General features: G+C 67.7%; 9 protein-coding genes and 1 pseudogene. 5 read left to right on the forward strand and 5 right to left on the reverse strand.

Annotated features, from left to right (window positions below):
- Window positions 1-34: 34 nt before the first annotated feature.
- The 3 genes from JIX56_RS41405 to JIX56_RS41415 all read right to left on the reverse strand — a co-directional run bounded on the left by JIX56_RS41405 (window position 35) and on the right by JIX56_RS41415 (window position 4,980).
- Window positions 35-2,395, reverse strand: a complete 2,361-nt coding sequence (locus JIX56_RS41405; RefSeq protein WP_257548825.1) for a tetratricopeptide repeat protein — start codon at window positions 2,393-2,395, stop codon at window positions 35-37.
- Between the two features lie 524 nt (window positions 2,396-2,919).
- The gene (locus JIX56_RS41410; RefSeq protein ID WP_257551411.1) at window positions 2,920-4,155 is read right to left on the reverse strand and encodes an IS701 family transposase; all 1,236 of its coding nucleotides are present in this window, start codon (window positions 4,153-4,155) and stop codon (window positions 2,920-2,922) included.
- Window positions 4,156-4,341: 186 nt separating this feature from the next.
- Window positions 4,342-4,980: a LysE family translocator gene (locus JIX56_RS41415; protein WP_257548827.1), complete on the reverse strand. Its 639-nt coding sequence runs from the start codon at window positions 4,978-4,980 to the stop codon at window positions 4,342-4,344.
- Between the two features lie 236 nt (window positions 4,981-5,216).
- On the opposite strand from JIX56_RS41415, the gene JIX56_RS41420 reads away from it, so the two are divergent.
- Entirely contained in the window at window positions 5,217-5,555 is a 339-nt protein-coding gene (locus JIX56_RS41420; RefSeq protein WP_257548828.1) for a hypothetical protein, read from the forward strand.
- Between the two features lie 380 nt (window positions 5,556-5,935).
- On the forward strand, window positions 5,936-6,571 hold the full coding sequence (locus JIX56_RS41425; RefSeq protein WP_257548829.1) for a hypothetical protein: 636 nt from the start codon (window positions 5,936-5,938) through the stop codon (window positions 6,569-6,571).
- A 63-nt stretch (window positions 6,572-6,634) separates the two neighbouring features.
- Here JIX56_RS41425 and JIX56_RS41430 read toward each other — a convergent pair.
- Together JIX56_RS41430 and JIX56_RS41435 are read right to left on the reverse strand one after the other, a co-directional pair.
- Window positions 6,635-6,852 (reverse strand): annotated as a pseudogene (locus JIX56_RS41430) (transposase); the annotation flags it as partial.
- A gap of 225 nt (window positions 6,853-7,077) precedes the next feature.
- The gene (locus JIX56_RS41435; protein ID WP_257548830.1) at window positions 7,078-7,584 is read right to left on the reverse strand and encodes a hypothetical protein; all 507 of its coding nucleotides are present in this window, start codon (window positions 7,582-7,584) and stop codon (window positions 7,078-7,080) included.
- Window positions 7,585-8,131: 547 nt separating this feature from the next.
- Between JIX56_RS41435 and JIX56_RS41440 the strand changes: the two genes are divergently transcribed.
- The 3 genes from JIX56_RS41440 to JIX56_RS41450 all read left to right on the forward strand — a co-directional run bounded on the left by JIX56_RS41440 (window position 8,132) and on the right by JIX56_RS41450 (window position 13,145).
- Window positions 8,132-11,698 carry an nSTAND1 domain-containing NTPase gene (locus JIX56_RS41440; RefSeq protein WP_257548831.1) on the forward strand — a complete coding sequence of 1,189 codons (3,567 nt, stop codon included), beginning with the start codon at window positions 8,132-8,134 and terminating at the stop codon, window positions 11,696-11,698.
- A gap of 324 nt (window positions 11,699-12,022) precedes the next feature.
- The gene (locus JIX56_RS41445; RefSeq protein ID WP_257548832.1) at window positions 12,023-12,193 is read left to right on the forward strand and encodes a WD40 repeat domain-containing protein; all 171 of its coding nucleotides are present in this window, start codon (window positions 12,023-12,025) and stop codon (window positions 12,191-12,193) included.
- Between the two features lie 232 nt (window positions 12,194-12,425).
- Window positions 12,426-13,145 carry an RICIN domain-containing protein gene (locus JIX56_RS41450; RefSeq protein ID WP_257548833.1) on the forward strand — a complete coding sequence of 240 codons (720 nt, stop codon included), beginning with the start codon at window positions 12,426-12,428 and terminating at the stop codon, window positions 13,143-13,145.
- Window positions 13,146-13,488 lie beyond the last annotated feature (343 nt).

Consider the following 13,488-nt stretch of genomic DNA (forward strand, 5'->3'; position numbering starts at 1 on the left):
CGGTCTCATTCAAGTGCGTGTGGAGAACTCATATTCAGGCTTCCCATGAGGGGCGCTGGGTTTTGAACTGGGAGAAGATACGCTCGAATACGTCGTCGTCTTCTGGCTGTGCCGATGTCTGCATGTCCTGGTCATCCGCGAAATCCCATGGGGGGTGCTGGGTTTTGAACTGCGAGAAGATACGCTCGAATACTTCATCGCTTGCTGATTGCGCCGATGTCTCCATGACCTGGCCGTCGGCGGCAGCCCATGGGGGGCGCTGGGTTTTGAACTGGGAGAAGATGCGCTGGAATACGTCGTCGTCTTCTGGCTGTGCCGATGTCTGCATGTCCTGGTCATCGGCGGCAACACGTGCTGACACATTCGCGCTGTTCTCGGCGAGTACAGCATCGGCGGCCTCTTCTCGCCAGCGGGTGAGTTGGCTTTGGGTAGAGAGGGTGTGGGGGTGGTCTGGTCCCAGTACCCGCAGCATGTCGTCGAGGAGTTCTGCGAACGCGGCTGCGGCGCTGCCTGGGTTTCCGGCTTCCCCTGTCCAGCGGGCGAGTCGGCTTCGGGTGGCGAGGGTGTGGGGGTGGTCTGGTCCCAGTACCCGCAGCATGTCGTTGAGCAGCTCCGTGAATGCGGCTGCGGCACCCCTTGTATCGCCTGCTGCTCCCCGCCAGCGGGTGAGTTGGCTTCGGGTGGTGAGGGTGTGGGGGTGGTCTGGTCCCAGTACCCGCAGCATGTCGTCGAGGAGTTCTGCGAATGCGGCTGCGGCGCTGTCGGGGTTTCCGGCTTCCCCTGTCCAGCGGGCGAGTTGGCTTCGGGTGGTGAGGGTGTGGGGGTGGTCTGGTCCCAGTACCCGCAGCATGTCGTCGAGCAGCTCCGTGAATGCGGCTGCGGCACTGACAGGATCCCATGCCTCGCCTCTCCAGTCGGCGAGGCTGGCCCTGGTGGTGAGGGTGTGGGGGTGGTCTGGTCCCAGTACTCGCAGCATGTCGTCGAGGAGGTGTACCAGGGTAGCCTCAGCACCCTCGGGGTCCCCGGCCTCTCCCCGCCAGCGTGCAAAGCTGTGCCGGGCTGTGAGGGAGTCCGGATGGTCGGGGCCCAGATGACGGATGGCGGTGCGTGACAGCTGCTCGAAGTAGCTGGCGGCGACGGCTACCTGCCCGCTGTCCCCGATGCTTCGGCCGAAGCGGTACAGCAGGTCATGTGCATCAGGCCGATACAAACCTTCCTCGACATGCCGGATGAGAGCCTCGGCGTTGGCGCGCAGGACCTGAGCCGTGTCACGTTCGTTGTCGTGCCAAATGGCCATGAGGGCGTCGGCCGCGGTGCGTGCGAACTGGTGTTGCTGTTCGGGAATGAGAGTGTCTCTTGTGGCGCGCTGAATGAGTTGGTGAATACGTACGGTCTGGTGCGGCGTTGTAGGGGCGTGATCGATGAGACTGAGTCGGTGCAGTGCGCGCAGTGCTTGCACCGCGTCGCGGGAGGAGACGGCTTCCGCGGCCAGATTCTGGCTGGTTTGCGTGCGGTACTGCGAGAGATGAGCCAGGGCGGGGGCGCAGGTCAGCACATCCTCTGGGATGCCGTTGGCATCCAATAGGGCAAGTAGGTGGAGCATGGGGCGGGCCAGGCCGACGGGGCGGAGGGAGTCGGCGCGGTCGATGGACAGGGACCAAGCGGCGGCGAGTGGGAGGACCTGGTCATCGGGTAAGCGGTCCGGGGTGGCGTCGGTGAGCGTAGTGGTTCGGTCGGCCAGCAGGGCGCGGTAAGCGGCCACAGTCTCGTTGGAGTCGATGAGGTAGGCGGCGGCCTGGGCTAGGGCCAGGGGCAGGTATCCAAGATCTGAGGCAAGAGCGGCGAGCTGATCGACAGGTTCACTGCGACCAAGTGGGGCCAGGGAGGCGGTCAGGTAGGCGACAGATTCGGCCGCGGTAAACAGACCGACCTCGATCGGACGGCGGCCTTGGCCGCTTAAGGCGGCATCCCGGCGGCGGGTGGTGACCAGGGTTCGGCCGTACGGGCTGGCGGGCGGCCACAGGCCGCGCAGATGGTCCGGGTCGGCAACGTCGTCCAGGACGATCAGCCAGCGGCTCGCCCGATGGCCACCCTTCGGAGCCAGCCACGCAAGAAACGTCCGCGCGGCACTTTCAGGGTTCTCAGGATCTCCCTGACACAGTTCGACGCCTGCCTGGGCGTAATTGGTCACCACAGATAGGCGATCGCTGGCGGTGATCCAGACCAGAATGTCAAGGCCGCCAGCCTCCCAGGAGGTGCGTGCATAGTCGGCGGCGAGCTGGGTCTTACCCACTCCGCCGGTGCCGACTACCACCCCCGTCGGCGCGGCCTGTGTAGCAACTGCGGCGTTGCCTTCCTCAAGTGCTTCGGCCAGACGGGCAACCTCGGCGCGCACCTGGAAACTGGCCGCCGCCGGAGGGATTGTCCCAACCTGGTGTGGCCACGCAGCTGAAGGCCGGGGCCGCGCGTAGTAATTGTGCTGGACTCCCAGTACAGGTCCGTGGAACGTGCTGTGGCGGAAATCGACCAAGTCACCCCCGACGGTGTCCCCTTTTGCGGTGACCTCCGAGGACCGTCCCTGTTCCACCGCCCGCTCCAATCTGGCCTAAATGGCATCTAGACCATACCCGCCCGAGCTATCTCCAACTACAGCCCGCGATAAAGCTGTTACCCAACTCGCCGTCCTGGGAGGCTACCGAGCTGGACCTCCGCCACCCGCGGGTTACCAGATGTCAGAAGCCGCAGTTCTCATCGCGTTGAGCAGGGGGCTTGATCGTGGTGTTGTTCCCGAAGCTCGTTGACGAACGATTCCCCTCCTTGCCGTCGCTGAACATGGCGATATGGCAGGGGTTAGTGGGGCGGAAGTTGGGGCGTCGGCCGAGCGTCGGCTCTTAGTACTCCAGCCGTAGATCGTGATCTTCATGCTTGAGCGGCTTGTCGCTGGTAGTGGCTGGTCTGGGATCGGGCTTGGTGGCGGCGTCGCCAGTCGGACCAGCCGAGCCGGTGGACAGCGTCCAGGGCGGGGCGGACCACGAGCGCGATGAACAGGTGCTGGATCTCGTTGCCGGTGAGCGGTATGCGGGCGTCGGATGCGGGGTGACGGGCGTGTTCGTGTGCTCGGACGATGGCGAGGAAGGCGTGCGCGAGCATGGCCAGGGTGACCCAGCGGGACCAGGACGTGTAGCGGCGGACCTGGTGCTCGTCCAGTGCGGCTAGGCCCTTTCCGGCCTGGAAGAACTCCTCCACCCGCCACCTTGATCCAGCGACGCGCACCAGCTCGGCCAGCGGCACCGGGCGGGGAGAGTAGCAGCGGTAGTAGGCCAGTTCGCCGGTGGTGCGGTTGCGGCGGATCAGCAACTGGCGGCTGCCGGGGGTGGGGTCGGCGAGGTCGATGACGGCCCAGTTGGAGAAGCGGTGGCCCTTCGCCCCGGTCCCTGCGGACAGCTTCTGCCAGGCCCGCTTGGGTATCTTCTGGGCCAGGGTGTCGGCGCGGAACTTCCCCGCGCCGGTGGTGACTTCGTGCGAGCAGGCCACCGCGAGGACGTAGCCGGTGCCGCGTTCCTCCAGCACGCCTCGCAGCTTGGGGTTGCCGCCGTAGACTTCGTCGCCCGCAACCCATGCGGCCCGGTGGCCGGCGTCCTGGAACCGGGCGACCATGCGCGCGGCCAGCTCCGGCTTGGTGGCGAATGACGTCTCCTTGCCGAGTCCGGCAGCGAGGCAGCGGTCGGGGTCGGAGGTCCAAGAACGCGGAACGTACAGTTCCCGGTCCACCGCGGCGTGCCCGCGCCGACCGGCGTAGACCAGGTAGACAGCGACCTGAGCGTTTTCGATCAGCCCGGCCGTGCCGGTGTACTGACGCTGGACGCCGACCGTGCGGGTGCCCTTCTTCACGTCCCCGGTCTCGTCGACCACCAGCACCACCTGGTCGTCGTGAAGGTGCTCCACCACGTAGCCGCGCACGTCGTCGCGGACGGCGTCGGCGTCCCACTTGGCCCGGCCGAGCAGGTGCTGCAGTCCGTCCGGAGTGGTGTCCCCGGCCCATTCGGCGATCGTCCAGCAGTTCTTGCGCGGCAGGTCCGAGAGCGGGCCCAGCACCAACCGCCTGGCCCGGCGTCGGGGTTCGACCCGCGCGAACCGGCCCGCGATACGGCCCATGGCCACCTCGAACGCCTCCCGCCAACGAGCGGGATCTATGCTGTGGCCTGCGGCCACCGTCTCATCGTTACTCCACACAAGTCACGATGATCAACGGTGGCCGTACGCGCTCCCGCAGCAGCCCACCCGTGACTGAGCGCCCCTATCGGCCCGCGCGGCGCTCAGAACCCATCTGCAAGCGGACTCTCAGTTGCTGAAGGCCAGGCGGATCCCGAACGCTGCGATGACGGTCCCGGTGAGCCGGTCCAGCAGGCGGCGCGCCTGTGGCTTGCGTAGCCAGCCGTGCAGGAGGCGGGCGCAGCCGATCAGCACGGTCGACCAGACGAGGCCCACGGCGATGTGTACGGCGGTGAACAGGAGTCCCATGCTGAAGTGATTCGTCCCGGGAGGGATGAACTGAGGCAGAACGGCGACGTAGAACGCGCCCATCTTCGGGTTCAGGAGGTTGGTGAGCGCTCCCTGGCGCCAGCCGCCGCCCATCGAGTCCACGCCGGAGAGAACTGCTACCTCATCCGCGTCCGGCGTGGGTTGCCCTTTGAGGGTGGCCCAGAGCATGCGTGCACCCATCCACACCAGGTAGGCGGCACCTGCCCAGCGCAGGGCCGTGTAGGCGACATGGGAGGCCGTGAGAAGTGCGGTTACACCCAGGGATGTGAGAGCGCCCCACAGGAGCGTTCCCGTCTGAATACCCAGGACGACTCCCCAGGCCTTCTTCCGTCGGCCAAGGGCCGACGTCCGCAAAATGAGGGCGGTGTCGAGTCCGGGGGTGAGCGTGAGGAGCCCTACTACCAGGGCGAAGGACCACAGTGCGGTGCTTATTGCCATGGGATGCCAGCGTATCCCACGGTTTTGCAGGCCCGGCCGGGGCGGGCACGGTCTGCCACGAACGATTCTTGCAGAGGGGCATGGGGCCGCACCCGGCACTGGCGACTGCGTCGGATGAGCAGTCGCAGTCTCTCCGCGGCCCGCGCCGCCCACCGAGCCGGACAACGGTCACACCACCGGCAAGATCACGATCTACGGCTGGAGTATTAGACTGAACTCCACGGCGCGGGGCCGCGATGGAGGACGACACCGTGACCGAGCCCCAGGGCCAGGACCCCACCCCGTGGGAACTGCTGCGGGCCATGCAGCACATGCGCGATGACCTGCGCGCCGACTTCGCCGCTCTCGGCGCGAGGCTCGCCGAAATGGTGACAAAGATCCAGTACGACGCGGATCGGCGCACGGACGAGCTGAAGATCAAGGCCGTCGAGGATGACATCGCCGCCATGAAGCGCGAGCGCGAGACGGAACGCCAAGAGGCCCGCAACGTAAGGCGGTTGGCCGTGACTGCCCTGGTCGCCCCCGTAGCGGTTGGAGTGATCGTCGCCATCGTGACCGGCAAGCTCGGACTGTAGGCTCAGCACATCGGGCGCGGGGGAGAACTAGTGCCGCGTCAGCCAAGGTTCGCCCCGTCGCGACGCCCGGCACGCTCCCCCATTCTCGGCTTCGCTCGAACGGGAGGGGCCCCCACCGCCGCACCGGCCGAAAGCCCAAGTACGTCCAGTACGAGGACTTCCGGCCGGCACGCCGAGAGCACGCACCGGACGCCGCTCCTTGACGGGCAAACCTTGGCTGACGCGGCACTAGGAACGCGCCATGCCTGATCTCTGGCTGCCTGGCGCCGAGCGACACCGCACCCACCGACACCGCACCCACCGACACCCAGTACGACCCACGCGTCATCTGGCACATCACCTGGGACAAGAACGCCACGGCGGCCAAGCCGGCTGACCTGGTGCCGTTCGACAGGCTCGTGCAGTACTTCACCGACGGCGGCAAGGGAGCTGCACCGCATCTCCTCTGGGACCCCTTCACCGGCAGGACCGCCCAGTTCTATCCCGCGAACAGCCGGTCCAAGTCGCTCGTCGACACCACAGGCGGTACCCGGACCAACCGCACCGGACGGGTGTGTCTCCAGGTCGGAACGCTCTTCTTCCCCCACTGCCGGGTGAACGGCCGGACGTACGCGACCGTCCGGGACACCCCGGCCAAGGGTCTCGACAAGATCCTGGCCTGGGCGCGGAGTTGGGGGGTCCCGGACGTATGGCCGATGGGCTCCCCGACCTGGGAGGCGAACCGCAGCGAGCACACCTGGGAGACCGAAGGCGGGCACTACGGCCACGGCCAGACGCCCGAGAACAAGCACACCGACCCTGGTCCGATGCCGAAATGGCCCGGCGCCACGACGGTGCCGAAGCCGGGCCCGCCGGCGTTCCCCGGCCGCAGCGCCTTCGGCCCCGGCAAGTCGAACGCCTCGATTCTCCCTTCCGGCCGTGCTCCGCGCAGTGTGCAGCTCCTGCGGCGCTACGCGAGCATCGATCTCCAGGGCGTGCAAATCCGCTCTCAAATACCAGAAATAAATTCCCGGTAAATATGCATCCAACTCTCAAACTTCACTGGGGTTATAAATACCAAGCAGGAAAAGTGCGTTTAGTCCCCCCGGCGCGACCGCGAGCGCGACATCCAGCAGAATCTTGCCCGGATCGTGCACCGCCCGCGGTTTGCGCAGGGCACAAAGGCCGCCGATATAGCCGCATCCAGATCCGACTTGCGGACCGTCTCGACCAGCAGCATCGCACCGGCCTGTGAGACGGCCGCGACGCCGCCGCCCTCGACACGGACACGCGGGTAGGACCCGATATGCTTCTTCACCTGGAAAGTGCCTCCGGCGGTGGCGGGAACAAGGACCTCAGCAATCCTAATTCTCGCTGGTCATAGGCACTTTCTACTTTCTTGATCACCAGGTGGACAGCTCGCCCCGTGAAAGCGCGAGGCTAACGTCAGGCGGTGATCGACCAGTCCGAACCGCAGGTGCGCCTCGTTGACCTTGTTGGTGGATCGGGCGCTTCCCCGGAAGGAGGGCGCCCGATCTGCTTTCTACGTCCAGACGCGACCTATGACTAGGGGCGTCGCAGACCGGATCGCCGCAGGGTCGAACTTGTACTTGGTGGTGAAGGTGGACCAGTTCGCGATCCGGCGCCAAGCGCCATACTCGTCGTCCACGTATTCCCATTGGTCCCAGATGTAGATGGCGGCGCTGCCGCTCGGCTGGATCAGCTGACCGTCCCTCAGTGGCCGCTCGGTACCAAAGCATGTCCGGTCACCGGTGACGATGCCGTCCCAACTGGCCCACAGATTGGAGTACACGGTGGAGTTGGGGATGTGGTACACCCTGTCCGGACCGACCAAGTAGACCTTGTCGCCAGTGGTGGGCGTCTTGAACCGTTGCCCCTGCGTCGGGCAGGCGGCTGCGGACGTCGGAGACAGGGACGAGTTCTGCGCCGGTACGGCCCCGGGAGAGGCGGCCGAGGTGCCGACTGTGGCCAGTGACAGGCATAACCCCAGGACCAGGGCGAGACCTGTACGGCGAGATGTCTTCCTCACGGGTGGCTATCCCTTTCTCGTGATGGTGGGAGGGGTGGATCGCGGCGTTCTACCCGCCAAGGCCCGTACAGGTGTTGCACCTGCTGTGGACCATGAAATCCGATGCGTGATCACTGTGCCGCGCGCGCCGGGCGTCCGGGTGTCGGCCGTGAGATCGCGCCAGGAGTCGAATCGTTCGGCCGCCGGTAAGTGGCTCGTAGAGACCTTCGCCGTCGGCATCCCAACCCCCTTCGGGATCCCGGCCTATCGCCTCCGCGCTTCTCCCCTCGTGTGATGCGTCGCGCGGTCTTGCGTGTAGAAGATGTGGACGATTGGTGTGGTGCCCGTGGTGCTCGTCCTAGGTATAGTCGCGACGAGGTTGTCCAGCATGGGCATGCCATGGTGGACAAACAATGCCTGACCATGGGGGTTGGCCGTGGGGCGTCCTGAGCGTGGGCTGGATCCCAAGGCGGGGCCGCTTGAGCAGTTCGCTTGGGAGCTGCGGCAGTTACGGGTGGCCGCGGGGCGGCTGAGTTACCGGGAATTGTCCAGGCGCGCGCATTTCTCGGTGACGGCGTTGTCCGAGGCGGCCGGTGGGCGGGAAGTGCCGAGCCTGGCCGTCACGCTGGCGTATGTGGAGGCGTGCGGAGGAGACCGGGAGGCGTGGGAGGAGCGGTGGCGGCGGCTGGCCGCCGAGTTGGCCTCCGCCCAGTCCGCCCAGTCTGCCCAGTCCGCCGAGTCCGTTGACGCGGCGGCAGACGCGCCGTATCTGGGACTGGCGACCTTCGAGCCGGGAGACGCCGATCGTTTTTTCGGGCGCGAGCGGCTCGTGGGGGAGTTGTGCGCCCGGCTGGGCGGGACCGCGTTTCTGACGGTGTTCGGTGCCTCCGGGGCAGGGAAGTCCTCGGTGCTGAGGGCGGGCCTTTTGCCCGCGGTCCGGGCGGGAGCCGTCGAGGGCGGCCGGGACTGGCCGACCGTACTGCTCGTGCCCGGCGAGCGCCCGGTGGAGGAACTGGCCATCCATCTGGCGAACCTGAAGAACATCGCGGCGAGTTCGCTGTGTGACGCGCTGACCGCCGGTCCCGAGGGAATCCGGCTCACCGTCCGTCAGATCCTGACCGGTCTCCCCGAGACGGCGCGCCTGCTGATCGTGGTCGATCAGTTCGAGGAGGTCTTCACACTCTGCGGGGACGAGCGGGAACGCACACGATTCGTCGCCCTGCTCCTGGCCGCTGCAAGGGAACCCCGGGCACGGGTCGTGCTCGGGGTGCGGGCCGACTTCTACGCCCGCTGCGCGGAACATGCCGACCTCGTGGCGGCGCTCGACGGCCGGCAAGTGCTGATCGGACCCATGGACGAGGCCGATCTGCGCCAGGTCGTCACCCGACCGGCTAAGCGGGAAGGGGTGAAGGTCGAGCCCGAACTGGTCGAGGCCGTGGTGAGCGACGCCCTCGGCCAGCCCGGGGCGTTGCCACTGGTCTCGCACGCGCTACTGGAGACCTGGCGCAGACGGCGGGGGACGGCGCTCACAGCGGCCGGTTACCGGGCAGCGGGCGGGGTGCGCGGGGCGATCGCGCAGAGCGCCGAGCGGGTCTACAGCACGCTCGATGCCGTACAACAGCGGCTCTGCGGCCATCTGTTCGTACGGCTGACCGCGCTGGGCGAGGGTACGGAGGACACACGCAGGCGGGCACCCCGTGCGGAGTTGCTGGGCGGCTCGGATCGGGAGGCGGTGTCCGTCGTACTGGACCAGCTGATCGCGGCGCGCCTGGTGACGGCCGACGAGGAATCCGTGACGGTCGCGCACGAGGCTCTCATCCGCAGCTGGCCGCGACTGCGCGCCTGGCTGGCGGAGGACCGCGAGCTGCTGCGTGCCCACCGCCGGCTTACCGAGGCCGTGGCCGAGTGGGAGCAGCACGGCAGGGATGAGGGCTATCTGTTCCAGGGGGCCCGCCTTCGGTCCTGGGACGGGCGCGGTCTGGAGCGGTTCAACGACGCGGAGCGGGCCTTCCTGGACGCCTGCCGCTCCCGCCGCGCGCACGAACAGAGGAGCCGCCGAAGACGGGTGCGGCTCGGCGCGGCCGTGCTGGCGACAGTGGTGGCGGTGGTGGGCGCCCTGGCCGGCGCGACGCTGATGCAGGTGGAGCGGACGGCGGCGGAGCGCAGCCGAGCCACGTCCCGACAACTGGCCGCCGAGGCGCGCAGCGCGCTGGAGGCCGACCCTCGGCAGGCCCGGCTTCTGGCCCGGCAGGCCTATACGGTGGCGCCGACCGCGGAGGCTGAGTCGGTGCTGCGTCAGGCCGTGGCCGACGACCGGTTGATCGCCAAGCTCCCCGGCAACCGCGGCCGGGCCCTCGGCGTGACCTTCAGCCCGGACGGACGTCAACTGGCCGACACCAGCGCGGACGGCACCGTGCGGGTGTGGCAGTGGGCCAACGGCCGGGTCACGGGCAGCACACCCCGCGTGCTGCGTGGGCACGAAGGCGAGGCGTGGAGCCCGGCGTTCAGCCCTGACGGGCGGTACCTGGCCACCGCGGGCCTGGACGGCACGGTACGGGTGTGGGCCGTGGGCGGCACCGCCAAGCCGCTGGTGCTCCAGGGCCACAAGGGTCCGGTATGGACCGTCGCGTTCAGTCCGGACGGGCGGCAGGTAGCCAGTGCGGGCGACGACGGGACAGTGAGGATCTGGGACGCCCGGGGCCAGGGCACCCCGACCATCCTCCGCGGGCACAAGGGTGCGGCGGTGGGCGTGGCGTTCGATCCGCAGGGGCGACGGCTCGCCAGCAGCGGCCACGACGACACGGTACGCATCTGGGATCTGTCGGGACGGCGCGTACTGACCGTGCTGCGTGGCCACGGCCATGACACGAATGACCTCGCCTACAGCCCCGACGGCACACGGCTCATCAGCGCCAGCATTGACGGCACGGCCCGGGTGTGGGACACCGACGGCAAGGCGGACCCGGTCGTGCTGCGCGGGCACAGCGGCACGGTGGAAGGTGCGGCCTTCAGCCGCGATGGACAGCTGGTGGCCACCGCCAGTGACGACGCCACGATCCGGGTCTGGAATCCCTCCGGCGGCGGGAATCCGCTCGTCCTGCGCGGCCACAAGGCCGTGGTCTGGGCCGCCTCCTTCAGTCCGGACGGTCGCCACCTGGCCACGGCCAGTTCGGACGGCACTGTACGGATCTGGGATCCGCGCGGTCCCGGTGACCCGGTGATGCTGCGCGGCCACAAGGGCGCGGCATGGACCGTGGACGCGGGCGGCCAGGGCGGACGGCCCGTCGTCAGTGGCGGCGAGGACGGCACCGTACGCATCTGGGATCCGGCGCGACAGCGCGCCGTGCGCGTGCTGCGTGGGCACGACGGGGAGGTCCTCGGCCTCGCCGTCAGCCAGGACGGACGGCGGGCAGCCAGCGCCGGCGCGGACGGCACGGTACGGATTTGGGACCTCACAGGTGGCACCGAACCGGTGGCGGTACTGAACGGCCACAAGGACGGCGCATGGTCCGTGGCCCTCAGCTCCGACGGACAACGGGTCGCCAGCATCGACGGTGACGCGACCCTGAGAGTCTGGCATCTCACCGAAGGCCACCGCCCGGCATTCGTCCGCCCTTCCGCAGACGGCACCAACCTCCGGTCCGTGGCCTTCAGCCCGGACGGACAGAAGGTGGCCACCGGCGGGCACGAGAAGACGCACGGCACCGTGCGGATCCGGGACGCGCGCAACGGGCGTCACCTGCACGTCCTGCGCGGGCACCGGGGGCTGGTGTGGACGGTCGCCTTCAGCCCCGACGGCCACCACCTGGCCAGCGGCGCCGACGACGGCACCGTACGCATCTGGGATCTCACACAGCACCGGGATCCACTCGTCCTACGGGGCAACCAAGGATTCGTGTGGTACGTCGCCTTCAGCCCTGACGGCGACTGGATCGCCAGCACCGGAAAGGACGGCACCGTACGCCTTTGGCGCACCCACACCGGAGGAGAAGCCCTCACCTTCGAGGACTTCGGCACATCCGTGGAGAGCGTCACCTTCGCCGACGACAGCCGGCACCTGGCCACGTCCCACGGCGACGGCACGGTCCGCCTCTGGCACTGCGACGCCTGCGGACCGATCCAGCACTGGCTTTGACGGTTCGGAGCGAGCAGTTCAGCACTCGACCAGTGGCGTCCGCACCGGGACAGGACGACCGGGTCAGGATCGTGTGCTCGGTGCGCGGGCAGACATCTTCGCCCGGTGTGTGCAGTAGCCCGAGAAGGAGGTCGGTTGTGACAGGCCATGTTCGAGTCACAGGTGCGGGAGGCGGTTTCCCGCCACACGGGCAAGATCTGTGGCATCTCGTTCAGCGCCGACGGGTGGTACGGGTCCACCAGCGATGGGGACGGCGTAATACGGGCGTGGCAGTTCGGAGACCCTGCGGGAACCGGTGGGTTTGCCCTGCCACCACGACGACGTGTGGACGCCGGTGTTCAGCCCGGACGGGAAGCGGAAGGTGGCCGCGAGCCTCGACGGCACGGTCTCGGTGGGGAACGGGCCGGCGGCGCGATGCCGGTGTGGAGCGTGGTCTTCAGTCTGGACGGCCGTCTGCTGGCCACGAGCGGCAACGACGCCATCGTCCAGATCTGAAAGACCCTGCGACAGCAGCCCGTCCTTCGTCCTCTACGGTTTCGGCGCGTCGTCGACAGCGCGAACTTCGTCTCCGGCGCACGCTGCGTCAGCTCACACGACGACGGCACTGTACGCATGGGGGAGTGCCGACCCTGCGAACCGATCGACAAGGTCCTCCCAATTCCCAGGACCACACCACCTGGGACCTGGCACTCGAGGAACGCGCCATCCACCTCGACGAGCCGACCAGGTGAGCCGGGCCTCCCCCGGTCTGTCCAGCACCCCCAGCCGTTTGTTTGTCCAGGACTCCCAGTCGTCGCTGGACAATGCGCCCGCCGATACGTTCGCCGTCAATCCCGCAGCGTCGCTGTCGCGGCCGGCTGCCCGGGAGGAGCCAAAACGTACTCTCCTCAGGAAGGACTCAACGCACATGAAGGGTCTTACAGGGCGACTCGGTATCGCCCTCGCCGCAGCACCGCTGTTCGCCTTGATGGCTGGTGTCCCGGCCACTGCCGACGCCGACTCCCCGGTCGGTGTGACGGCAGTGGCAGGCCGGCTGATCAACGGCGACGGCGACACCTCGGGGAAGTGCCTCGAGATCACGAACACCGGCAGGGGCGCTGACGTGGTCATGGCCGGGTGCCACAAGAACGCTCACCAGGGCTGGAACCTCGTATCGGTCGGCGGGGGCTACTACACCGTCAAGAGCCACGACGCGGACGCGGCGGGCAAATGCCTCACCGGCTTCAACGAGAGTTCCCAGGTGCAGATGCTTGGCTGCAACGGTTTGCGGGACCAGAACTGGTTCTTCATCCAGCGTGCCAACGGTTGGTTCCAGCTGCAAAACCGAACCTGGAGCAACCAATGCCTCGACGTGGAGGACAACGGCCTGAGTAACGTCGTCCAGACCTGGCTGTGCGGACCGGCCAACAAGGGCAACCAGCTCTGGCACTGGCATTCTGTCGCCTGATCGCCTCCCTACCCTGCCGGGTTCGCACGTCGGTCACATGATCACAGCAACGACGCATCCCGATCCGACACGCAGTAGGACCGTGGCGCGGATTCGGGCGGGAGGGCCTCCTGCGACCAACTGGCTGGGCGAGCCGGATCTCGCGGACGCCACTCGGGCTCCTCAAGACATCGTCTTGGCTCGGGTTCCCAAGGCATTGGCCACGATGCGCCTCCCTAACCCGAACCGAAAGTGGTCATAGCCGTCGGCACCTGGGAAATCTCAGGTTCGTGTTACCGCTGCCCCGGTATCCCTGTCACCCAACAAGCCAAGACACCCCGTCCAGCCGACGCCGCTCCCACGC

This window comes from Streptomyces sp. CA-210063 (assembly GCF_024612015.1).
In the GTDB taxonomy this organism is placed as follows: domain Bacteria; phylum Actinomycetota; class Actinomycetes; order Streptomycetales; family Streptomycetaceae; genus Streptomyces.